The 22,261-nt window shown below is 42.0% G+C and carries 22 protein-coding genes and 1 pseudogene; 19 read left to right on the plus strand and 4 right to left on the minus strand.

Going from position 1 to position 22,261, the window contains the following annotated elements; translation table 11 throughout:
- The first annotated feature begins 204 nt into the window (after window positions 1-204).
- From PGLA_RS18505 to PGLA_RS18535, 7 genes are all read left to right on the plus strand, one after another.
- On the plus strand, window positions 205-957 hold the full coding sequence (locus PGLA_RS18505; protein ID WP_068535732.1) for a DsbA family protein: 753 nt from the start codon (window positions 205-207) through the stop codon (window positions 955-957).
- Between the two features lie 2 nt (window positions 958-959).
- Window positions 960-1,403 (plus strand): disulfide oxidoreductase, encoded by a 444-nt coding sequence (locus tag PGLA_RS18510; RefSeq protein ID WP_068535734.1) that lies wholly within the window; start codon window positions 960-962, stop codon window positions 1,401-1,403.
- Window positions 1,404-1,580: 177 nt separating this feature from the next.
- Entirely contained in the window at window positions 1,581-2,162 is a 582-nt protein-coding gene (locus PGLA_RS18515; RefSeq protein ID WP_068535736.1) for a GNAT family N-acetyltransferase, read from the plus strand.
- Entirely contained in the window at window positions 2,159-2,917 is a 759-nt protein-coding gene (locus PGLA_RS18520) for an energy-coupling factor transporter transmembrane component T family protein (protein ID WP_068535738.1), read from the plus strand. The genes PGLA_RS18515 and PGLA_RS18520 overlap by 4 nt, the downstream gene beginning before the upstream one ends.
- Window positions 2,918-3,035: 118 nt before the next feature.
- Entirely contained in the window at window positions 3,036-3,647 is a 612-nt protein-coding gene (locus PGLA_RS18525) for an ECF transporter S component (RefSeq protein ID WP_068535782.1), read from the plus strand.
- Complete coding sequence (locus PGLA_RS18530; protein ID WP_068535740.1) at window positions 3,628-5,235, plus strand: ABC transporter ATP-binding protein; 1,608 nt, start codon at window positions 3,628-3,630, stop codon at window positions 5,233-5,235. The genes PGLA_RS18525 and PGLA_RS18530 overlap by 20 nt, the downstream gene beginning before the upstream one ends.
- Window positions 5,236-5,371: 136 nt before the next feature.
- A complete protein-coding gene (locus tag PGLA_RS18535) occupies window positions 5,372-6,880 on the plus strand; it encodes an MDR family MFS transporter (RefSeq protein WP_425415406.1) in 1,509 nt (502 codons plus the stop codon).
- Window positions 6,881-7,011: 131 nt separating this feature from the next.
- Here PGLA_RS18535 and PGLA_RS18540 read toward each other — a convergent pair whose 3' ends face one another.
- On the minus strand, window positions 7,012-7,479 hold the full coding sequence (locus tag PGLA_RS18540) for a MarR family winged helix-turn-helix transcriptional regulator (protein ID WP_068535745.1): 468 nt from the start codon (window positions 7,477-7,479) through the stop codon (window positions 7,012-7,014).
- Window positions 7,480-7,740: 261 nt separating this feature from the next.
- On the opposite strand from PGLA_RS18540, the gene PGLA_RS18545 reads away from it, so the two are divergent.
- Window positions 7,741-9,039: an MFS transporter gene (locus PGLA_RS18545; protein WP_068535747.1), complete on the plus strand. Its 1,299-nt coding sequence runs from the start codon at window positions 7,741-7,743 to the stop codon at window positions 9,037-9,039.
- Window positions 9,040-9,374: 335 nt separating this feature from the next.
- Here PGLA_RS18545 and PGLA_RS18550 read toward each other — a convergent pair whose 3' ends face one another.
- The gene (locus PGLA_RS18550) at window positions 9,375-10,637 is read right to left on the minus strand and encodes a BaiN/RdsA family NAD(P)/FAD-dependent oxidoreductase (RefSeq protein WP_068535750.1); all 1,263 of its coding nucleotides are present in this window, start codon (window positions 10,635-10,637) and stop codon (window positions 9,375-9,377) included.
- A 330-nt stretch (window positions 10,638-10,967) separates the two neighbouring features.
- Between PGLA_RS18550 and PGLA_RS18555 the strand changes: the two genes are divergently transcribed.
- The 5 genes from PGLA_RS18555 to mutY all read left to right on the plus strand — a co-directional run bounded on the left by PGLA_RS18555 (window position 10,968) and on the right by mutY (window position 15,871).
- Complete coding sequence (locus PGLA_RS18555; RefSeq protein WP_245700124.1) at window positions 10,968-12,551, plus strand: ATP-binding protein; 1,584 nt, start codon at window positions 10,968-10,970, stop codon at window positions 12,549-12,551.
- 121 nt (window positions 12,552-12,672) lie between these two features.
- Window positions 12,673-13,107, plus strand: coding sequence for a BrxA/BrxB family bacilliredoxin (locus PGLA_RS18560; RefSeq protein WP_068535759.1), 435 nt, complete (start codon window positions 12,673-12,675; stop codon window positions 13,105-13,107).
- A 134-nt stretch (window positions 13,108-13,241) separates the two neighbouring features.
- Window positions 13,242-14,051 (plus strand): ammonia-dependent NAD(+) synthetase, encoded by an 810-nt coding sequence (nadE, locus tag PGLA_RS18565; protein ID WP_068535761.1) that lies wholly within the window; start codon window positions 13,242-13,244, stop codon window positions 14,049-14,051.
- A gap of 217 nt (window positions 14,052-14,268) precedes the next feature.
- Window positions 14,269-14,667: a holo-ACP synthase gene (acpS, locus tag PGLA_RS18570; RefSeq protein WP_068535763.1), complete on the plus strand. Its 399-nt coding sequence runs from the start codon at window positions 14,269-14,271 to the stop codon at window positions 14,665-14,667.
- A 46-nt stretch (window positions 14,668-14,713) separates the two neighbouring features.
- The gene (mutY, locus tag PGLA_RS18575; protein WP_068535765.1) at window positions 14,714-15,871 is read left to right on the plus strand and encodes an A/G-specific adenine glycosylase; all 1,158 of its coding nucleotides are present in this window, start codon (window positions 14,714-14,716) and stop codon (window positions 15,869-15,871) included.
- A 176-nt stretch (window positions 15,872-16,047) separates the two neighbouring features.
- On the opposite strand, the gene PGLA_RS18580 is transcribed toward mutY, so the two are convergent.
- The gene (locus PGLA_RS18580) at window positions 16,048-16,659 is read right to left on the minus strand and encodes a superoxide dismutase (protein ID WP_068535767.1); all 612 of its coding nucleotides are present in this window, start codon (window positions 16,657-16,659) and stop codon (window positions 16,048-16,050) included.
- Between the two features lie 461 nt (window positions 16,660-17,120).
- Here PGLA_RS18580 and PGLA_RS18585 point away from each other — a divergent pair, with 461 nt between their 5' ends.
- The 6 genes from PGLA_RS18585 to folE all read left to right on the plus strand — a co-directional run bounded on the left by PGLA_RS18585 (window position 17,121) and on the right by folE (window position 22,039).
- Window positions 17,121-17,546: a GNAT family N-acetyltransferase gene (locus PGLA_RS18585; RefSeq protein WP_068535769.1), complete on the plus strand. Its 426-nt coding sequence runs from the start codon at window positions 17,121-17,123 to the stop codon at window positions 17,544-17,546.
- Between the two features lie 148 nt (window positions 17,547-17,694).
- Window positions 17,695-18,243, plus strand: coding sequence for a signal peptidase I (gene lepB / locus PGLA_RS18590; protein WP_068535771.1), 549 nt, complete (start codon window positions 17,695-17,697; stop codon window positions 18,241-18,243).
- Window positions 18,244-18,275: 32 nt separating this feature from the next.
- Window positions 18,276-19,994 carry a tRNA epoxyqueuosine(34) reductase QueG gene (queG, locus tag PGLA_RS18595; protein WP_068535773.1) on the plus strand — a complete coding sequence of 573 codons (1,719 nt, stop codon included), beginning with the start codon at window positions 18,276-18,278 and terminating at the stop codon, window positions 19,992-19,994.
- Between the two features lie 44 nt (window positions 19,995-20,038).
- Entirely contained in the window at window positions 20,039-21,073 is a 1,035-nt protein-coding gene (locus PGLA_RS18600; protein WP_068535774.1) for an HD-GYP domain-containing protein, read from the plus strand.
- 92 nt (window positions 21,074-21,165) lie between these two features.
- The gene (locus PGLA_RS18605; RefSeq protein ID WP_068535775.1) at window positions 21,166-21,399 is read left to right on the plus strand and encodes a YneF family protein; all 234 of its coding nucleotides are present in this window, start codon (window positions 21,166-21,168) and stop codon (window positions 21,397-21,399) included.
- 46 nt (window positions 21,400-21,445) lie between these two features.
- Window positions 21,446-22,039 (plus strand): GTP cyclohydrolase I FolE, encoded by a 594-nt coding sequence (gene folE, locus PGLA_RS18610; protein WP_068535777.1) that lies wholly within the window; start codon window positions 21,446-21,448, stop codon window positions 22,037-22,039.
- Between the two features lie 69 nt (window positions 22,040-22,108).
- Here folE and PGLA_RS29815 read toward each other — a convergent pair.
- Window positions 22,109-22,261: pseudogene (locus PGLA_RS29815) on the minus strand (IS30 family transposase); the annotation flags it as partial.

Here is a 22,261-nt window from a genome sequence, read left to right on the forward strand (position 1 = left end):
TAGTAATACATAGATTATATAGAAATGACTCCTGGTGAGCTATCGGTATATTGTAGAATATGGATCGTAAAGGTTTGACTTGATCAAGGTAGGTTAATATAATTGTTATAATTAAATAGCTTTATATTGGCTTAATGTGAGATATTTGATTGACAATCATTGTGAGTTTAAAAATATCTATAAGGAAGGGGATAACAGAGGTTCATGAAACCAAAGAAGAATGCTAACGCGATCGCTATGCGTAAATTGGAAAAGGAAATGAAAATCAAACGCGTACAAAGAATCATGTGGATTACTGGAGCTTGTATTGTCCTTCTTATTATTCTGGCTCTGGTCTTAAGACCGAGTTCTGATGAGAGTTCTAATGACAACGTTGCGTCATTTGCATATGAGAGTCTACCTATTATCGGGAAGCCTGATGCACCAGTCAAAATAGTAGAGTTCGGCGATTATAAATGTCCATCCTGTCAATTTTTCGCTCAGAATTTCAAGCCGCAACTAGTAAAGGATTTTGTAGATAAAGGCCTCGTATCTTTTCATTATATGAACTATCTCGTTATTAACCCAGAAGGTGACTCTAACACAGCGGCCTTGGCAGCGCAGTCGGTATTCCATCAGAACAATGAAGAGTTCTGGAAGTATTATCATGCACTATATGATAATCAGAAGGATGAGAAGTTAGACTGGGCAACACCTGAATATCTTGTTGAACTAGCTCGTCAAGAGAAGATATCCGTCGATTATGATAAGTTAGCTGAGGATATTAAGAAGAAGACGTATCAGAAAGAAGTAAACGAACATCAGAAGATAGGGAATATGAACGATGTGCGTAGTACGCCTTCAATCTTTATTAATGGAAAACAATTTGTAGCTAAATCAGGAATGAACTACGATGCCCTTGCAAAGGCAATCAATGACGAAATAACATTACAAAATGCAGGGCAAGAGGGGAAATAACCATGAGAGATAGAGGGTTCTTCAGAACGTATTCCCTATACTTAGCTTGGGTTGTATCTATTGTAGCCACTTGCGCTAGCCTATATTTGAGTGAAGTATTGTTATTTGAACCATGTAGGCTTTGTTGGTTTCAGCGGATCTTTATGTATCCCCAAGTGATTCTATTAGGAATCGCTAGTTATAAAGATGATAGAAAGATCATCTCTTACGTACTCCCTATGAGCATCATTGGTGGAAGTATATCCATACTTCATTACTTGGAGCAAATGGTTCCTTCATTTGCAAAAGTAGCGCCTTGTTCCGTAGGGATATCCTGTAGCTCTGATCCTCTGCACTGGTTTGGCTTTATTACTGTTCCTTTACTTGCACTTATTGCTTTCGTAATGATCATTTGTATACTGATTGTAGGAAGAACCAAGGTAGAAGAAGATAATGAAGAAGTGTAGGCAATTAGCCGACGCTTCTTTTTTTTGAACGATAAGGGTGGGGTATTAGTACCATAAAAGGAAGGCGATGCGGTTTCTGCTGAATGGTTGATCGATATTGAGCTATTTCTAGTTTGAAAAAGTGATTTGTAGTGGTAGAGTGTTTGTATTCAAGAAAAGAGTAGGGAAGTGTATAGCATGTACGTATGTGACGGGAACATTCCGAAGCTTGAAAGTGATCGGATTCTGCTTCGCAGGATGGAACCTAATGATGCACCAAAGCTATTTGAATGCTGGTCAAGAAGTGAGGTTCGCGAACACTCAGGTATCCCAGAGCTTGAAAGTTTATCTAGCGCGGTGGAGATGATTCAGTTTCTGAACGCATTGTCAGAGACGGAGGATGGGTTGAGATGGGGGATCGTGAAGAAGGAGAGCAACGAATGGATAGGAAGTTGTGGATTCAATATGTGGCAGTTGGAGGGGGCATACCGTGGAGAAATCGGCTGCGAGTTATCTAGTCTTTATTGGGGACAAGGGTATATGAGCGAAGCTATCCAATTGTTGTTGAATTATGGATTTCAAGTGATGGGACTCCATCGTATTGAGGTTTTAGTAGATCCACGCAATGAACGAGCAAGTAGACTATTCATCGCTCAACAGTTCCAGATGGAAGGCAAGCTTAGAGATTACCGTCATACTACTGAAGGGTTTCATGATGTACATATATATTCAGTACTACATGGTGATTGGCTACAGAAGCAAAAGGAGATGCCGTTATGATCATACCTTATGCTCAAGGTCAATCATGGTTACATCGGATTGATCCACTAAGTAAGTTAGTGCTGATTCTTTGCATCGCGTTACTTGCCACGAGGTTTCAGACGTCAACCGAGCAGGCATGTCTGTTGTTAGTTAGCATAGTGATTGCTCGATTCGCAGGTGGGATAACGTGGATAGGACAGTGGAAGGCCCTTTCTTTCTTAATAGTCTTTGTATTGCCTTTATTTATAATTACTTTGTTTACTGCACCGGGAAGAACGCCGTTGATAGAGGTAGGGGTGATGTCTATTACTATGGAGGGTATGGATATGGCAGGTTCGGTGAGCCTACGGATGTTTACGCTATTTCTGACTTCATATGTGTATATTAAGACAACAGACCCGCAAGACTTAGTGGCTTCGTTAACGCAAGTTTTACGCATTCCTTATCGATTTGCTTTTGGCATTTCAATGGCACTCACTTTTCTCCCACTACTGCAAGAAGAAGGCCGTAATATCTCGGCTGCACATCATATCAGAGGAAGAAGACAAGGAAGAGGTTGGGGTGAGCGCTTCACATGGTGGACAACGTTTACGACTGCTGTTGTGTATAATGCGGTTCGACGCGTGCAACAGACAGCCGCTGCGATGGAATCGAAGGGATTCGGGGCATATCCTGATCGGACTTACCTAAGACCGATCATGTCATGGGAAAAAGGCCGGATACTAGCGATTATAGGGGTTCTGATTACAATTTCATTAGGGTGGTTTATCTAGAACGTTAACCGTTATGAAATTATGAGGTTGACGGTAGGTTCTGATCGTGTAAAATTAACGTGAGAGGTAATCATACTCCTCTTTTTTACACACTTAAGGAGCTGATTAGGATTTGAGCATGTTATCTTTTTTGAAATGGAAACGAGAACCCTTTACGACATTGGAAATTGTGTTAATGGCGATGCTAGCCACGGCTAATGCGGTCATGACCTTTTATTTATCGTTTATCAACAAAATATTGAATAGTGCAGGTGGGCCAATTGCAACCGCGACGATCGTAGGGTTATATATGATTTATGGGCTCTTGGCCTATTATATTATTCGTAAACCGGGTACAGCTATGATTACATATGGTATCGGCGGAACGATTCAATGTTTCGTGGGGACGAGTTATGGGATTGCTTCAGTCATCGTAGCTGCTGTGTGTTATATGGTTGTAGCAGAATTGATGTTTGCAATACTTCGATATAAAAGATGGGGAATAGGTGCTCTTATGCTAGTAGGCGGGGCGATGGTGCCACTCTGGTTCTTCTTTGCTGCTTATATGTTCGGATATACAGCATGGGGCTGGCAGATACTGAGTATTGCATTCGTAGTGCGGGTGTTAAGCGGTATGCTGTTATGTGGTCTTATGACGAAGTTACTAGGGGATAGCTTAGAACGAACAGGCATACTACGTCGCTACAAAATTCGGAAAGAGGAATCATCGTATGTCACCGGAAGCCATTAATCTTGATGAATTAACCTATACTTATGAGGGCGATTCCAAGCCGACAATAAAGGACATGACGCTATCGATTCCTGAAGGACAATGGATAGCTATCATTGGACCTGGAGCTAGTGGTAAGTCGACGTTGTGCCAATTGCTTAACGGCTATTTACCCCGTAGTGGTGGAGGTCGTCGAGAAGGGAGCATCTCAATAGAAGGAATAGATCCCCGGAATGCCTCTATTGCAGACATCGCTGAACGCGTCGGCGTCGTCTTCCAAGACGCCGACGCTCAGCTCGTGCAGGGCAACGTGGAAGCCGACGTTGCCTTCGGTCCTGAGAATCTGCGGGTTCCCCCCGCAGATATAGCCCACCGCATAAGCGCTTCGCTAGCGGCGGTGGGCCTTACCTCGCACCGCTATTCGCGGGTGCGAGAGCTCTCCGGCGGCCAACGCCAACGGGCCGCCACAGCCGCGGTGCTTGCGCTTGAGCCGCGGCTGTTCGTCTTCGACGACTGCACCGCGAGCCTCGATAGCGCGGCGCAAGTGCGGTTCGTGCAAGTATGCGGAAGCTTGCACGAACAGGGCCGGACGGTGCTTAACACGTCCGGCCGTTTCGACGATGTCGCGCGCGCAGCAGAGCGCGTCATCGTCTTGCAGGGCGGGGCCGTCGTCCTCGACGGCCCGCCGCAGGAACTGCTGCGCAAGCATGCTGCGCAGCTGGTACAGCTTGGGCTGCTGCCAACCACGGAGTGGACCGCAGGCACTACCGCGCAGCGCGTCGCAGATGCCGCATCACCCGGCACGGGTGGTACTACTATCGAATCACCTGTGTCAGGTGGCACTATCGCATCACCCGGCGAGGCTGGCTTCACGCAGTGCGTCGCAGACGCTGAGTCCCCAGTTAGAAATGTTATCTCCACAAGCAAGACCGCGCTATTGCAACTTCATAAACTGAGTTATACATACCCAGGGGGCCATCAAGTTCTACGAGACGTTAGTTTCACATTGCAGGCTGGAGATTGGGGCATGATTGTTGGGGAGAATGGTTCGGGTAAGTCCACACTTAGTAAGTTACTAATGGGACTGATCCCGGTTCCCCGTAACAGTGTTTTCTGGGACGGCAAAGATATTGCAGGCAGGTCAGTTGCAAATTTAGCTGAGGAGATCGGATACGTATTCCAGCAGCCTGAACATCAATTCGTTACACACTCCGTCTGGGATGAAGTGACATATGGTTTTAAATCCAAGAGTCACAAGCGTATCACTCTGACCTCACAGGAAGTGGAATTAGCAGAACAAATGTTACTAGCTGCGGGTCTTTTTGAAAGACGCTATGATTCACCTTATATGTTGAGTCAGGGGGAGAAACGAATCTTAAGTGTCATATGCCAATTCGTAATCCCAAAAAGGTTAGTTATTCTAGACGAACCGACTTCTGGTATTGACTATGCTGGTGCAGAACGGATTCTTGCACTTTGCCGTGATAAGGTCCAACAAGGAACTGCGTTACTGATGATTACGCATGATCCTAACTTAGTGGCAAGAGACACATCCGTAGTCCTTCAGCTTCATCAATTACGGGGAATTACAACAAAACAGCACGGCTAAGAAATAGTTGCTATACATTCCTTTCTAATTATTCCCATGCAAATAATTAACAAATAGAGGCATGCATTCATGTTAGATTTGCTGTAGAATACAAGAAGCGAATCGCTAGATCGAACCTTAGAAAGGAATTATATCTGTGAACTCATCAGTAGATATTAAACGTAATTTTATTTTGGTCGGTCTTTTGCTCTCAACATTCATGTCAGCGATTGAGGGAACCGTTACTGGACCAGCTGGACCAGCCATTGTAAGTCATTTCGGGGGCATGCAGCTTATGAGCTGGATATTTACAGCGTACCTTTTGACGATGGCTGTAACCACACCGATTTTTGGTAAAATCAGTGATATTTATGGTCGCAAACCGGTGTTTATCGTGGGATCTATCATATTTATCGTGGGATCATTACTCTGTGGATTATCCCAGACCATGGAGCAGCTTATCATATTTCGCGCGATTCAAGGGATTGGTGCAGGAGCTATCATTCCCGTAGCTTTTACGATTATTGGAGATATCTATCCATTAGAACAACGTGCCAAAGTCCAAGCCATAATTAGCTCGATTTGGGGCATCTCGTCCTTAATTGGACCTTTACTTGGAGGTTATTTTGTTGATTATTGGAGCTGGCGCTGGATATTTGGATTTAATGTACCCTTTGGATTGTTGTCCATTGTGCTTATTGTACGATATCTACCTAAACATACGGTGACAAGGAAAGCTAAAGTAGATATAGCAGGAGCGGTCACATTTACCATTGGAGTGACGGCACTCTTGTTCACGATGGCTACGGGTGGGCAATATTTCGCATGGAATTCGCCCCTACTCATTGGATGTATGGTCATAGCCGTTCTATTCCTAGTGCTGTTTTTTATTGTGGAGAGAAAAGTCGAAGAGCCTATGCTTCCGCTTCAGCTTTTTCGAATTCGTAACATTGCTGTATCCTCTATAGCGAATCTACTTATTAGTGCGCTCTTAATTGGGATTACTACATATATGCCATTATGGATTCAGGGTGTTTTGGGTAAGAATGCGACCTTCTCGGGTCTCGCTTTGGCCCCAATGTCGATAGGATGGGTATTGGGTTCTATTGCAGGTGGAAAGATGTTACTCACTGCCGGTTCACGTAAGACAACGTTAATCGGGGTCGGAGCTATTGTGATCAGCGCCTTTGGAATGGCGATGATGACAGGAGAGACATCGAATATTATCTTATTGCTTATCACATTTATTTATGGAATCGGCTTTGGATACGCCTCGACCGTATTCACTATCATTGCTCAGTCCTCGGTCGGATATGATCTGCGTGGTTCCTCTACGGCACTCAACTCATTTATTCGTTCATTGGGTCAGACGATTGGTGTAGCGGCCTTCGGTTCATGGATAAATATTAAGATAGCTACCTTGTTAAAGGTTACACCGGGTGCAGAGAATGTATCTCAAGACGACATAAATAATCTGCTGTCACCAGAAGCAAGCCAGAATATTCCTGAGTCTCTGTGGCTAAGTATGAGGTCTGTGCTAGAAGGAAGCCTGCATTCGCTCTTTATCATTATGGCTGTCATTGCCATCATCAGTATGCTGGTGGTGACTAGATTTAGAAATAAGGCACCTTCTTCTGACGATGAGGCAATGGTTACCAAGAATTAGGATTAACTGAATGAACATTCCGGTACTAACAAAAAAGCCTCCAACATCACTTTTAAGTGGCGTTGGAGGTTTTTTTGTCCAAAATTAAAAAGGATAAGTTTTACGTTATACCTTCTTATATTGTTAACGACTTACTTCCTCAAGGATGGAGAAAGACGTTCTGCTTGAATACCCATTTTTTTGAGAAGAGAAATCATTTGACATTTCTCCTCCGCATTTAATCCGCTTAGTGCTCTGTGAATTCGTTCTGAGAATTTGGGATACAGGTCGTTCATAAGTTGTTCGCCTTCAGAAGTAAGTTCGGCGAATATAACACGTCGATCGGTAGGGCAAGGTCTGCGACGAAGGAATCCGCGTTCTTCTAATTTATCTATAACATATGTGACATTTCCACTCTGTAGTAACAGCTTGGCACCAATCTGCTGGATAGGTTGAGCTCCCTTGTAGTACAGAACCTCCATAACAGCAAATGCCGTAGGATTGAAGCCCTCGATTTTACTGCCGGTTACGGCATGTTCATTCACGCTTTTGAACGATTTGGCAAAAACACGATATAAGTGTAAAGAGATTTGAGTATCAACTTCTTGGATTTGAATCAAGCTTCTCACCGCCTTTATATTCATAAATGGCTTAATTGGATGATTATGTACTTATTTTAAGCGAAGTAACAACATTATGAACATGTGATTTGTCACAATCACAAGACTTTTAATATTTAAAAATAAAACCTTTATCTTTCCAAAGGTTCCACACAGAATCATTCTTGAGGATAAGAACGAATTCATTCTCGAGACCGATGGATGGTAGACCTTCATTTTGTATCCTTTAGTTATTGAATGAACGAAAGAGGAGTGGAAGGAATGAATCAAGCGAAATTGACGACCAGAATGCCGTTATTACAGAACCGCCCGTTTGTAGTTCTCATCACAGCACAGCTTATTTCTAATCTAGGGGATTGGCTTCATATCCTTGCCCTAATTACTTTGGTAGGGTTCAAATGGCAAGCTACACCTTGGGAGATTATGATTCTTTCAATCTGTATGGCAATTCCTATGATGATTGGGGGACCTATTTCAGGATATATCAGTGATAAAATGAACCGTAAACATCTGATGATTGTATCGGATATCCTACGTGCGGTTTTTGTGATGGCGTTGATTTTTGCGGGGAGTTTATGGCAGGTATATACAATTATTATAATTAAGGGGTTTATTGATTCATTATTTTCGCCAGCTAAAAGTGGAAAAATCAAAGAAATTGTACCCTCTGAACATATGGATTCAGCAGTGGCCTTAAGCTCAGGAATTGAGCAAATCACTAAAATCGTTGGCCCTGCGTTAGGCGGGCTCTTAGTCGCTGCATTTGGTATTCAGGCTTGTTTTCTAATCGATGGAGGCTCATTTCTCTTATCCGCCGTTATTTTATTAGGAATTCCGGGGGTGTCTAGCAAGACAACGGCCAAAGTGGATCAAGATTCGTTGCTTAAGAATGAGAATAACTCATCATTTTGGAAAGAACTAAGCGCTGGAATGACACAAATTATGGCCATGCCACTCGTATGTGCAGGACTTATCGTACTCATTATGGTGTTGGTGGTTCTACAAATTGCAGATTCGCAGACCGTGACCTTATTTAGAAACATTCCTGGAGTATCAGAGGATCTCCTAGGATGGTGTATTGGGGCAAGTGGATTAGGTACGCTTGTATCTGCACTAATCGTAGGTAAATTTCGTGTGAAGCCACTCAGTAAGATGGGAATAGGTGCAGCAATGATGGGGTTGGTGTTTGCTGTGGCACCTCTGATAGCACAGCAGGGTGAGGCAGCAAGTTACTTTTTGTTTATTGCTTTTCTTATTGCGGGATTTGGTGGTGGGATGGCATTCATTCCTTTTCAGACAATGGTGCAATTACGTACGCCATCCAGCTTAACAGGCCGGGTATTTGGAACGGTGAATAGCTTGACTAGCGCTGCAGTGATATTGGGACCGGTCTTAGGCGGAGTATTAGTGAGCACGTATGGTCCAAATTTGGCATTCATTGTGTCAGGTTCATTGATGTTATTGATGGGGGTAGCCGTGATGTTCGTCAGAATTTGGATAGAAAAGAGAGACATTGATCCGTCCCAAACTGAAGGTTTACAAGAGATACCATCTTCATGAAACTCCATTTATTTGAAACCCCTTTACTTCTGCATCGTAATCAATGCTAGCAGAAAGCAGAGTCATATACAGAGCATAGCTTCGATACGGAAAGGGCAACTTTTTGTAATCCGTCTCTAGTAATCACTTTGTATAGTCTGACTAGCTACATATTGGTATTCCTGACCTTATCCAACCATAAATGAACAGTGGTAGTAAAAGGCACTCTGCCTTTATACTACCGCTGTTGTATGTCCCTTTAGCACGATCATTAGTTGTGTAGGATAATCACTAACGCTTTTAGAACAATTCAGCTCTGGAGTCACTACTCGAGTGGGTGTTTCTTAGTTGTTCCCTCACGAATAGTTTTCTGCTGCGTGCATACCTGCGGTATAACCTGTGGAGAATGCTGCAGTGATGTTGTATCCCCCTGTGTAGCCATGAATATCTAGAATCTCTCCGCAAAAGAATAATCCTGGCATTAATTTCGATTCCATGGTTGAGGGATTTATTTCTTTCAGATGGACACCGCCACCTGTAACAAAAGCTTCGTCGAGTGATTTCGTTCCTGTTGCATGGAAACTGAATTTTTTTAATACACTTAAGAAAGCTTGCCATTGCGTTTTTTGCAAATGAGCGTAAGTGGTATCTCCATCTAGGTTAGCAACAGACAAGAGGAGAGGAATCATCCGCTCAGGCAGAGTGCCCTTCAATACGTTCTTGATGGCCTTCTTAGGCTCAGCCTCTAGACGTTCCTTAAGTAAAGCATCTAGTTCTGTTGGTGAGTAGTCTGGAAAGAGATCAACCGACATCTCGACTTTCTGGACGCTAAATTTCATCTTAACTTGGCGGATGAATTGGCTACAACGAAGTGCAATTGGACCGGATATCCCGAAATGAGTGAAGATAAAATCACCTCGATGATGAATGACATTTTTCCCTTTGGGGTTCCATACGGACAGTTCTACATCTCGAAGTGAGAGTCCCTGTAATTCGCGATTTTGGATCCACTTTTCTTGGGAAACAATAGGGACCTCGGTAGGATATAATTCTGTAATGGTATGCCCAGCGGCTTCTGCCCAAGCATATCCGTCTCCTGTAGATCCAGTCTGCGGTACAGATTTACCTCCCGTAGCAACGATTACGCTAGAAGACTTAATTGTCTCCCCTGAGATAAGCCTTACGCCAACGGTCTGCCCATTCTCGTAGAGAACTTCAGCGATCGGACTATGGGTAATGATCTTAACTCCTAACTCTTGTACTTTGCTTAGCAATGTATTGACTACGCTAGAAGCTTTATCCGTTACAGGGAACATTCTTCCATGATCTTCTTCTTTCAAAGCAATGCCTAGGCCTTCGAAGAAAGCCATAATATCACGGTTATTAAAGTGTCCAAATGCACTATAGAGAAAGCGGCCATTCCCAGGAATATGGGCGATCAAATCTTCTGTCTCTTTGGCATTCGTTACGTTGCAACGTCCGCCTCCAGATATCCCTAGTTTACGCCCCAATTTATTACCTTTATCAAGCAGTAGAACGGAAGCGCCTTTACTTCCAGCGGCTACACATGCCATGAGTCCTGACGGACCTCCGCCTACAACGATAACATCGTATTTCATTTATTAATCTCCTTTTTAGCAGTTAACCCTTATGTCAGTTAATCATTCTATTCTATAAGATCATAACAAATAGATATAGGTTACAACAACTCTAGTAAGAGATATAATTAGAATATATTGTAATAATTTGGCGACTGTTATTTAATAGAATTATGTTTCTTTATATGGTACTTAGGTAGGAGAGGAGGGGCGGGTATTTATAATATCCTTAAGAATATCTTATTACAGGTATTGATATCTGGCTCATTTGCAGTTCTTTTCCCTCTCATTCTTGATAAATACATACACTGCAAGGGGAAGTCTAGAAATTTAGATGCTACTGGTTTTACCATGGTTATTGTTATATCAAGTGCCGTCAGTCTGATGTTATGTTCTATGTTTTCATCTGAACTGTACGGGGGAGCTATACCTCTTAATATGGGTATTGTGCCGCTTTTTGTTGCGATCTTGTATGGTGGCTATAAATCAGGAGTGCCACTGGCTATTGTATATATTATTTGTTATTTCATATTTACAGAGAATTATTCATTGTATGGTTTAGTTGTTCATACGGGGTTATTAATGTATCCTGTGTTGTTCTGGACTTCTTCTTTCTTCTTAAAAGCTTCTTTAAAAGGAAAGATTTTTCAGATCGTTATAAGTTTATTTCCGGTGATGTTGTTGGATTTTTCCCCTCTTTTTCATTTGGACAATCTAGGTTTATTTAACATGAGCGCTACACTTATGATTACCTTTTACTTAGTTATTAGTCTCCTTTGGGGAGCCATGGTAATATATTTGATTGAATTCTCCTTAGAGAGGCTGCTGCTTAAGGAACAGATTATGGGAATGTCAGAGAAATATTTGCGTGAAGAGGAGAAATTACAGCAGGTCATGGATGTGGTACCCCTTTGTATGGTTTCTTTAGATCGGAATGGCAGAGTAACAAACATTAATGAAATGATGATGAATCTGTTTAGAATAAAGAACCCTCACCTGACCAAACCAGATGTTCTTGGGCAACCTGTTACGTTGTTTACTGATGACATGATGGAAAAGGAGCATATTGAATTTAGGATTGCTCAAGCACTTCAAGGAATGATTATGGATCATGATCTGACACAAAATGAGTCTAGAATGTACTATACGAATACTTCTCCACTTAAGAACTCTTATACGGGTGAAATACTTGGTGCTGTACTGGTCATTCAAGACATTACAGAAATCGAGAGACTTCGTAGTGAACTGGGAAATATGGAAAGGTTGAGCTTAGTAGGACAGATGGCAGCTAGTATTACACATGAAATTCGTAATCCTATGGCAGTTGTTCGTGGTTTTTTGCAGCTCATGCATGAGAAGAGCCCAAGCACATTAGATCATTATTATCGGATTGTCATGGAAGAATTGGATCGTGCGAACGGTATTATTAATGACTTTTTGTCCCTTGCACAGAATCGAGTAACAGAGAAAACAGAATGTCACCTGCATAAAATTATTTATGATCTGAGTCCTCTTTTATGGGCGGATGCAAATTTGCGTGGTCAGAGTATTGAGTTAGAACTTGATGAGAATGTTCCTGAACTTCGTCTGAACTCGAAAGAGATTAAACAATTAATTCTAAATTTAGCGCGTAACGCAATGGAATCTATGAATGTCAAAGGACAGCTCACAATACAAACCAAAGCGGATGACAATAGTGTGGAGCTGATGATATCAGATACAGGAGCGGGTATTCCGAAGAGTAAGCTAGATGAATTATTCGTTCCCTTCTTCACAACTAAGGATCAAGGAACAGGGCTTGGATTGGTATTATGTCTTAGTATTGTTGAACATCACAAAGGTAAAATTACAGTTAACTCCGTCGAGGGCGTTGGTACAACTTTTGTAGTGAAATTCCCTCGTACTAACATTAGTCCAATAATTTATAGCAAGTAATGACTATTAGCAATCGTTATCAAGGCAAAAAAAGCTGTTAGTCTTGCTCAATTGCTTGCTTTCAAACATTCAGAATAGGTATAATCATGTTATTAATGTTTATCTGGAGGAGTGATTGAGAATGTCTATGTCTTTTGATCGATATATGAGGGATATGATTCAACCGATGCGGGATGAATTAACAAGTTTGGGAATTCAGGAACTTACAACCCCTGAAGAAGTTGAGGCACAAGTAGCGAATGCTAAAGGCACAGCTTTGATCGTTATTAATTCAGTATGTGGTTGTGCTGCTGGGCAGTGTCGTCCGGGTGTAGGTATGGCTCTGAATCATGATGTTGTACCTGAGCAGTTATTTACTGTGTTTGCGGGGCAGGATAAAGAAGCGACAGCTAAGGCAAGAGAGTATTTTGCTCCTTATGCGCCTTCGTCACCTTCTATTGCATTGATGAAAGATGGAGAACTCGTTCATTTCATCGAACGTCATTCGATTGAAGACAGATCAGCGCAAGAGATTGCTGCAGAACTAACGGAAGCTTTTGACCGTTTTTGTAAGTAATACTTAAGCGTTCGCTGCACAATAAACCCCGAAGTTGCGGCATTCCGACAGCTCCGGGGTTTTGTGTACGAACTTTATGGAATATTAACAAGATCACGAATTACATATTACTTAGAAATGAGGTGCATTTAGGAATGAGTTTACAAGAACAGATCATTGCGGAATTAGGGGTTAAACCTGTTATCAATGTGGAATCGGAAGTGAAGGAGAGAGTAGCTTTCCTTAAGAATTATGTGAAGAATGCAGGAGCTACAGGACTTCTAATTGCGATTAGTGGAGGAATTGATAGTGCAGTTGCTGCTGGTTTGTGTAAATTAGCTACAGATGAATTAACGAAAGAAACAGGTCAAGACTACATGACGCTGGGCGTATTTCAACCTTATGGAACACAGGAAGATATTGATCACAGTTATGCGACAGCAAAGGCATTCGATCTTAAACATACGGTGGAGACCAATATTGAAGATGCAGTCACCGAAGTAGCATTGGAAGTAGAACAGGGTCTCAAAGCTATGGGTATCCATCGTCATATCAGTCATAAAGGTAAAGGGAATGTTAAAGCAAGAACACGCATGGTTATGCAGTATGCATTATCTTTTGAGTTGAATCTGATTGTAGTAGGAACCGATCACGCCTCTGAAGCCATTACTGGATTTTATACCAAATGGGGAGATGGCGCGGTAGATATTACACCACTTAGTTCTCTCAACAAACGTCAAGTGCGTCAGCTCGCAGCATATATAGGTGTTCCACAGCCTATTCTAGATAAGGCTCCTACAGCAGGACTATGGGAAGGCCAGACAGATGAAGAGGAACTGGGCCTTACGTATGACGAGAATAGCGACTATCTAGAGGGTAAAGAAATTAATGCTGTTTCGAGGGAACGTCTGGAAGGTTTCTACACAAGAACGGCTCATAAGCGTGATTCAATACCAGGGATATAAACGTTTGTAATCGTGAGTTGAATTAAGATAGATATTGCAGCAAATAGAGTGCACAACTGGGAACAGATGTGGCACTCTATTTATTATTTCATTTCATGTAACGAGCGGTGGCGGTTAATACACATGGTAATAAGAGTTATCCCTTGGAAGGTCGCAACATATTCAATCGCCTGATACAATAAGGATTGTAGCTTTTGACGGAAGGGGTGTGAGTACCATGATTTATGGAATCGGTCACGATATACTTGAGATCATTCGAGTTGAGCAGTTGCTCAGTGGAAGAAATGCTCAGCCATTCATGCAACGAATACTGACATCTAAAGAGTATAAATTAGCTCTAAGTCGAGGACGGAAGACTACGGAATTTACAGCAGGAAGATTTGCTGCTAAGGAGGCCATAGTTAAAGCATTCGGTTGTGGAATCGGTGCTATAATTGGTTTTGGCGATATAGAAATACTTCCGGATGAGTTGGGGAAACCAAAGGTAGAATTAAGCGAACAAGCATGGGAGAAGTTAAACCTTCCGGGACAATCCATGGAGTATGCTATTCATTTGAGTATTACGCATCAGAGAGAGCTTGCTTCTGCGTTTGCGGTTATTGAGAGAGCGAATTAAGCTTTAGCTTCTGCCCATGGAATACAAGATAGATAAGGAGAAGCACATGTTTAATGTTGAACAACAACACTATTTCAGTGAGAATCTACTGAGATGGTATCTTGAGAACCGACGGGATTTACCTTGGCGTCGCCATCGTAACCCTTATTATATTTGGATATCTGAAATCATGCTTCAGCAAACACGTGTAGATACGGTTATTCCATATTTCAATCGATTTATAGAGAGATTTCCTACGGTTGCAGATTTGGCGAATGCTCCTGAGCAAGACGTGTTGAAAAGTTGGGAGGGACTTGGATATTATTCTCGTGCACGCAATCTACAATATGCTGCCCAACAAGTACAAGACTTACACGGAGGTCAGGTACCAAGTGACAAAGAAAGTGTGTTTGCGCTTAAGGGTGTCGGTCCGTATACAGCAGGAGCCATTCTCAGTATTGCATTTAATCAACCTGAGCCAGCTGTAGATGGCAATGTGATGAGGGTATTATCCAGATTCTTTTTAATCGAAGAGGATATCATGAAAGGAAGTACACGCGCATTGATGGAAAGATTAGTGGTGGAGTTAATCCCGCAAGGACAGGCTTCGCACTTTAATCAGGCCCTTATGGAGCTTGGAGCTCTAGTATGTACTCCTAAGTCTCCTTGTTGCTTAACATGTCCCGTCATGGAGCATTGTGAGGCAAGGATAGAAGGGAAGGAGAGTCAACTTCCCATCAAGTCGAAGAGTAAACCACCACGTCCAGAACAAAGATTTGTTGCATTGATTGAAGGACGAGGGAATCATGCTGGGAAGATACTGATAAGGCAACGTCCAGACAGTGGCTTACTTGCTCGGATGTGGGAACTTCCGCATATGATATCTCCGGTTAGTCGCGGAGGAAGAATGGCCGATCAGCGAGCACAAGACCTACTAGGTGCGGAAATGGTTGCCGAAGGTATTCCAGCAATACCTTTGGAGCATTTCATGGATATTGAACATATCTTCAGTCATATTCGTTGGAACCTTCAGGTATATCGTTGCAAGGAGGATCAGATGCTTGTAGCAGAGAATGTTGAATCCGTTACGATGGATGTGACGGATATTGGGGATATGCTCACTGAATATCGATGGATTAGTGAAGAAGACATGGCAACGTACGCCTTCCCTAATGCATTTCTGAAAATGATTAATGCTCATTTTGAAGAGATGAGAATGAAATAAGGAAATAGGCTCTTTATTTATACGCATAAAAAATGATCCGCCTTATTAAGAGGGCGGATCATTTTTATGCATTAATTATTTGAAATATAATAAAGTATAAGTTTCACTTGATACTCTATTTCTTATATTTCCGCTGAAACGGGTGCCGACTTTGAAAAAAGACGGCATAGCCGTTTCTACTTGGCAGCTACGTAACGTGCAGCAACTGCATCCCAGTTAACGACATTCCAGAAAGCAGAAATATAATCAGGACGTTTGTTTTGGAATTTCAAGTAGTAAGCATGCTCCCATACGTCAAGTCCTAGAATAGGAGTCAAGCCTTCGCTAAGTGGGTTGTCTTGGTTAGGAGTGCTTGTTACAGCAAGCTTACCGTCTTTCCCAACAACTAACCATGCCCATCCGCTTCCGAAGCGAGTAGTAGCTGCTTTAGCGAACTCTTCTTTGAATTTATCAAGACCACCAAGCTCACTATCAATAGCTTGTGCTAATTCGCCAGTAGGGTTTCCTCCACCGTTAGGACCAATGATTTCCCAGAAAAGGCTATGGTTTGCATGTCCACCACCGTTATTGCGAACAGCGGTACGAATTTCTTCAGGTACGCTTCCTAGACCTGTAAGTAATTCTTCAATGCTCTTGTTTTGTAGCTCAGGTGCTTTCTCAAGTGCTGCATTTAAGTTTGTTACATAAGTGTTATGGTGACGATCGTGGTGAATTTCCATTGTTAACGCATCGATGTGTGGTTCAAGTGCATCGTTTGAATAAGGTAGTGCTGGTAGTTGAAATGCCATAATAAATTACCTCCTGAGGATTGTATTAGTAAATAATTTATGAATGAATAAAGGGTCTGAGAAAGCATCCTTTATCAACATATGTAGTGAATAAAAAGTACCCCTAATTTAGTGGCTACAATATTATTAAACCGTATTTAACATATTAAATCAACATTTATGTTTGTAAAGTCGGTTTGTAAAAATATTCGTTTACAAAACACTAGTTATGATAACCTCTTGTTAAGAGAAATATGACAATTAGATAGTTCCTCTTCTAATATATAGCAATAAAGCTAGATATAAAGCGCTTTCATAAGAAAACAGGTGTTTTCTCGAGAAAATTGTGGTTTAATGGACTAGCAAGAAGGATTTTCAGGTTATTTGTCGTAATTATTATATTCGGGATGTTTGTAAAGTTGGCTATTTAAGTTAACTTTTGTACAAGCCGGATAAAGCTAACGAAAAGGGAGATTTAATTTATGCATGTTCGTTCCTTTCAGTTAAGTGACTGTAATCCAGTAACTGAACTTCTTCAGGTTGCATTGTCGGAAGAGTGTTTCGAGAATACGATTCAACCGTTCTCTAGGCAACTTTCGTGGGATTCTGACCTGATCATGGTAGCAGAAGAAGATGGAGAAATTGTGGGAGCCTTGATCGGTACGATTGAGAACAACCATGGTTGCTACTTTAGAATTGCTATTCACCCAGACTATCGGCGTAAAGGGATTGGAAAAGCCCTTGTTACAGCGATGGAACAACGGTTTCAACAACGTAAAGTAAGTCGTATTTTGATTGCTGGGGATGAACAAAACCTTGCAGCAATGCCTTTATTTGAGGCGATGGGTTACGGTGCTAACAAAATTATGGAGGCTTTCCAGAAACTTAGTATTGTTGCTCACGGGTAGATTTAGTATAATATATGCATATAAATAGACGACACACCTAATTTTTACAAATATCGAGCATATCTTGCAGCCGTTGCAAAAACGGAGAAGATATGCTTTTCTATTTAGTAGGATAGTTTGAGCAAATGAGTAAAAAAAGAGGTGTATTATGAATCAAGAAGGACTTAAGCCTGGATGGAAAGCGGAACTGTGGGATTGGATTAAAACAATTGTTGTCGTCTTTGTTGTCATGATGTTACTTAATCTATTTGTATTTAATTTGTCTATGGTTAAAGGACAATCGATGCAGCCAACGTTAGTAGAACGAGAACGGCTATTCGTCAACAAAATAATCTATGATTTCTCTGCACCTAAAAAAGGTGAAGTGGTAGTATTGCGGGATCCGAGTCAAGATGATAGTAAAAAGGACTTTCTTGTTAAACGTGTGATTGGTGTTCCCGGAGATGTGGTTGAAGTCAAAGAACACAAGTTATATCTAAATGGTCAATTACAGCAGGAAGATTATATCGATGTGGATATTCAAGATGAGGATTTCGCTGGTATTAAGCTTGCTGAGGATCAATATTTTGTCATGGGTGATAACCGTCATCTAGGGGAGAGCAAGGACAGTCGTTATTTTGGTACGGTAACATCAGATTTGATTGTCGGTAGGGCAGAATTTATATTTTGGCCAATTAATAAAATTAGAGGACTTTAGTCTGTAGTACAACATAAGGAGACGATGTGGAGATGACGTTAGAACATGTGAAGTCACCGTATGCTCCCTCGCCATCTGTATGGGAGCAACTGAAAAGAGACATCCAATTAGCTGCACCTAGTTTAGGTATTGATGAGATTGGTTTTGCTACTGCAGATCCTTTTGTTTCGTTGAAGTCGATTTTACAGAATCACCGTGATAATGGTTATGAGTCAGGCTTCGAAGAACCTGATCTAGATAAAAGGGTGACACCCGCGTTACCGTCATCACAACCCGCATCCTTGATTGCGATTGCAGTGGCTTATCCATCCAAAATGGTAAACCCACCGAAATCGGAACCAGGAGCTTACAGAGGAATATTAGCCCGCTCTGCATGGGGAAGAGATTATCATTATGTGTTACGAGAAGCTATGCAGAAGCTTGAGGATTTCATTCGGGAGCGTGTTCCCGAAGCGGTGATAGAAAGTATGGTGGATACCGGAGCGCTGGTCGACAGAGCTGTGGCTGAACGGGCGGGTATAGGATTCAGTGCTAAGAATTGTATGATTATTTCACCGAAGTGGGGTTCTTGGATCTATCTAGGGGATATGGTAACGAACATTCCCTTTCCACCGGACACGCCTGTAACTGAAGATTGCGGTGAATGTACCAAATGTATTGATGCTTGTCCTACAGGAGCTCTTGTGGGTCCGGGACAGCTCAATGCACAGCGCTGTGTATCATTCTTGACACAAACCAAAGGGCTATTAGAAGAAGAACAGATGCTTAAGATCGGGAATCGTCTTTATGGCTGCGACACATGCCAGATTGTTTGCCCTAAGAATCGTGGAAAAAGTTGGGATCATCACAAGGAGTTACTCCCTGACTATGAGATTGCTAAGCCACTGTTGCTACCTATTCTTGATCTTAGTAACCGAGAATTCAAGGAGAAATTTGGGGAGAGCGCGGCGGCTTGGAGAGGGAAGAAGCCTATGCAGCGCAATGCGATTATTGCATTGGGTAATTTTAAAGATCGCTCTGCCGTACCAAGACTCGAAGAAGTGCTATTAAAGGACCCGCGTTATGAAATGAGGGGTACTGCTGCATGGGCACTAGGACGTATTGGAGGTGAGGAAGCTTTGAATAGCTTGAATAAAGGATTGGCTGTAGAAGAGGATAAATTGGTTCAGGAAATGCTAATGAAAGCGAAAGAAAAGATAGAACCGTCGACTAATGTTGAAGAAAAGCATTCTCAAGAGATTATTTATTACGATGAATTAACAACGCCTATTGGAATATTAACGCTTTGTACATCATCGAAGGGAATCTGTTTAGTCGAAATGGATTCTTTTACTACGAAGGAAGCTATAATACAACAATGGTCACGAAACTGGACCCAAGATGCTGTATTTATACATGACGGAGAACGTCTAACAGAAGCTAAAATTCAGTTAGAGCAATACTTTGCGGGTGAGCGGAAACAATTCGATCTTCCGATTGATATGAGAGGCACTTTATTCCAACTACAAGTATGGACCACACTTGCCGATATTCTTTATGGGGAGACTTGTTCTCATGGACAATTAGCGGAGGCTATTGAGCGCCCGAAAGCGGTAAAATCCGTTGGAGTAGCAACGAATAAAAATCCGATTCCGATTATCGTACCGTGTCACCGTATTATAGGTGCAGACAGTTCGCTTGCGGGCTACGTTTATGGTCACGAAATCAGAAGTCAATTGTTGTCCTTAGAGGGGTCGTTACCCGAAAGATGAAGTATTCAGGATAATAAGTAATTAGGCCATGTGGGGGAACATTTATGAGATATGTAAATATTGCAGATGTAGAAGCAGGGCAGTTTCTCGGTAAGTCCGTATATTCAGGCAATGGAACGGTGCTGTTGGGAGCTGGAATTCAACTAACCGTATATATGGTCAATACGCTCAATCGAATTGGCGTTACGATGCTATACATTCAGGACGCTTTATTTGATGATGTAGAGACTGCTGAAATGCTGACCGAAGCAACGAAACAGAGTCTCATTCATGGGATCAGTGACACATTTGAAGCAGTGCGGTCAGGTAAAGAATGGAATGCGCAATTGATTGGTACAACTGTGGATACCTTGTTATCTGATGTCTTGGGTAACAAAGAATTACTTGTTCAATTAACGGATATTCGTACGGTCGACAATGCACAGTACATTCATGCCATGAATGTCTGTCTACTATCTACAGTTATGGGTATTAATATGGGTCTGAATTATATTCAGGCCAAAGAGTTGGCTATGGGTGCCTTGTTGCATGATATTGGCAAGAACAATATTTTAAAAGATGAAGAAATTGCTCCTGGTGTGAGGAATCATCATACATGGCGAGGATATGAGAAACTCAAGAATAAACGAGAATTCAATCTCCTTATTGCTCATGTTGCTTTGCAGCATCATGAAAGAGTGGATGGGTTAGGTCTACCACGGGGCTTGGCAAATGATGAAATTCATATATATGCCAAGATCGTTGCTGTGGCCAATACCTATGATCATTTAATCAGTCATTTGGAGGGAGATAGGGCACTTCTTCCACATGAGGCTTGCGAGGAATTGATGGCTATGTCCGAGATAGAATTAGACCGGGAAGTGCTAATTCAATTTACGAGAATGGTCTCAATCTATCCGAATGGTGCGGGAGTGAGGTTGTCTACTAAAGAGAACGGGGTTGTCGTACGTCAGCACAAAGGACTACCAGGACGACCTGTTATACGTATTATTCGGAATAGTAACGGGGATAATCTAGAGATTGAAGAAATAGATCTTGCTGTAGAAACGACCGTCTTTATCGACAAAGTACTCGCCTAGAATTATATTTGCTAGCCTCTAACGGACATGCTATGATATGTTCGTATGTAAGCGAGTAAGACAAATTCTTGTAAATTATCGAGGTGGCCGAAATGAATATTGCACTTCCTATTATTACGTTAATTGTAGGATTAGCTGGCGGATTTTTCATTGGCGTATATTATTTGCGCAGACAGATGGAGAAAATGCAGAATAATCCAGAAATGCTACAAAAGATGGCTAAACAGATGGGGTACAATCTGAATGGTAAACAGATGCAAAAAGCACAGCAAATGATGAAAAATCAGCCAGCTGTTCCGAAGAGAGGCCAAAGCCGTAAAAGGTAAATAATCTTTCTATCCGGGAAGTATGGCCGTGAGAGGAGGATGTACTGTGTCTGGAGTTAAAGATTATGTAAACACCGGAGTAGGAAACAACCGTGAAAAGATAGAATATCACATTGAGCAAATTCTAGGCCTAATTGGTGAGGACACTAAGCGTGAAGGTTTGCTTGAGACACCAGCACGTGTCACTCGCATGTACGAAGAAATCTTTGCGGGTTATGAAGTAGATCCTCGAGATGTGCTAGGTGTGACTTTTGATGAAAATCATGAGGAACTTGTCATTGTGAAGGATATTGTGTATTACAGTCAATGTGAACACCACATGGCACCTTTCTTTGGGAAAATTCATATCGGATATATTCCTAGTGGTAAAATTGCTGGACTTAGTAAGTTTGCGCGATTGGTTGAGGCAGTAACTCGTCGCTTGCAGGTGCAGGAACGTATTACATCTCAAATTGCGGATATTCTTAACGAGGTATTGCAGCCGAACGGCGTAATGGTTGTCGTAGAAGGCGAGCATTTATGCATGTGTTCTCGAGGGGTTAAGAAACCTGGAAGCAAGACCGTTACTTCTGCTGTAAGAGGAATTTTCCGTGAAGATTCCGCTAGTCGTGCAGAATTTCTATCCTTGGTTAAAGACTAGGTAATGGATTCAAAGTAAAAGAGGCTCTGTCGATTTATGACAGGGCCTCTTTTTTAAAATGACAGATTGTCAAGTCAAGTGCGACAGGGCTTCCATGAAAGCTTCGTGAGCAGACTTCCAGCCTAGACATTTACGCGGGCGATCGTTAATAAGGCGGATGGCTTCAGCAAGCTGCTTATCTGTGACCTTAGCGAAGTCATGACCTTTGGGGAAGGACGTCAG

It is taken from the genome of Paenibacillus glacialis, assembly GCF_001637205.1.
Taxonomy (GTDB): Bacteria; Bacillota; Bacilli; order Paenibacillales; family Paenibacillaceae; genus Paenibacillus_AQ; species Paenibacillus_AQ glacialis.

Bases quoted from the DNA above. Each gene is read 5' to 3' on its own strand.
- PGLA_RS18505 (WP_068535732.1), top strand. From the start codon at position 205: ATGAAACCAAAGAAGAATGCTAACGCGATCGCTATGCGTAAATTGGAA.
- PGLA_RS18510 (WP_068535734.1), top strand. From the start codon at position 960: ATGAGAGATAGAGGGTTCTTCAGAACGTATTCCCTATACTTAGCTTGG.
- PGLA_RS18515 (WP_068535736.1), top strand. From the start codon at position 1,581: ATGTACGTATGTGACGGGAACATTCCGAAGCTTGAAAGTGATCGGATT.
- PGLA_RS18520 (WP_068535738.1), top strand. From the start codon at position 2,159: ATGATCATACCTTATGCTCAAGGTCAATCATGGTTACATCGGATTGAT.
- PGLA_RS18525 (WP_068535782.1), top strand. From the start codon at position 3,036: ATGTTATCTTTTTTGAAATGGAAACGAGAACCCTTTACGACATTGGAA.
- PGLA_RS18530 (WP_068535740.1), top strand. From the start codon at position 3,628: ATGTCACCGGAAGCCATTAATCTTGATGAATTAACCTATACTTATGAG.
- PGLA_RS18545 (WP_068535747.1), top strand. From the start codon at position 7,741: ATGAATCAAGCGAAATTGACGACCAGAATGCCGTTATTACAGAACCGC.
- PGLA_RS18550 (WP_068535750.1), bottom strand. From the start codon at position 10,637: ATGAAATACGATGTTATCGTTGTAGGCGGAGGTCCGTCAGGACTCATG.
- PGLA_RS18555 (WP_245700124.1), top strand. From the start codon at position 10,968: ATGGTTATTGTTATATCAAGTGCCGTCAGTCTGATGTTATGTTCTATG.
- PGLA_RS18560 (WP_068535759.1), top strand. From the start codon at position 12,673: ATGTCTATGTCTTTTGATCGATATATGAGGGATATGATTCAACCGATG.
- nadE (WP_068535761.1), top strand. From the start codon at position 13,242: ATGAGTTTACAAGAACAGATCATTGCGGAATTAGGGGTTAAACCTGTT.
- acpS (WP_068535763.1), top strand. From the start codon at position 14,269: ATGATTTATGGAATCGGTCACGATATACTTGAGATCATTCGAGTTGAG.
- mutY (WP_068535765.1), top strand. From the start codon at position 14,714: ATGTTTAATGTTGAACAACAACACTATTTCAGTGAGAATCTACTGAGA.
- PGLA_RS18580 (WP_068535767.1), bottom strand. From the start codon at position 16,659: ATGGCATTTCAACTACCAGCACTACCTTATTCAAACGATGCACTTGAA.
- PGLA_RS18585 (WP_068535769.1), top strand. From the start codon at position 17,121: ATGCATGTTCGTTCCTTTCAGTTAAGTGACTGTAATCCAGTAACTGAA.
- lepB (WP_068535771.1), top strand. From the start codon at position 17,695: ATGAATCAAGAAGGACTTAAGCCTGGATGGAAAGCGGAACTGTGGGAT.
- queG (WP_068535773.1), top strand. From the start codon at position 18,276: ATGACGTTAGAACATGTGAAGTCACCGTATGCTCCCTCGCCATCTGTA.
- PGLA_RS18600 (WP_068535774.1), top strand. From the start codon at position 20,039: ATGAGATATGTAAATATTGCAGATGTAGAAGCAGGGCAGTTTCTCGGT.
- PGLA_RS18605 (WP_068535775.1), top strand. From the start codon at position 21,166: ATGAATATTGCACTTCCTATTATTACGTTAATTGTAGGATTAGCTGGC.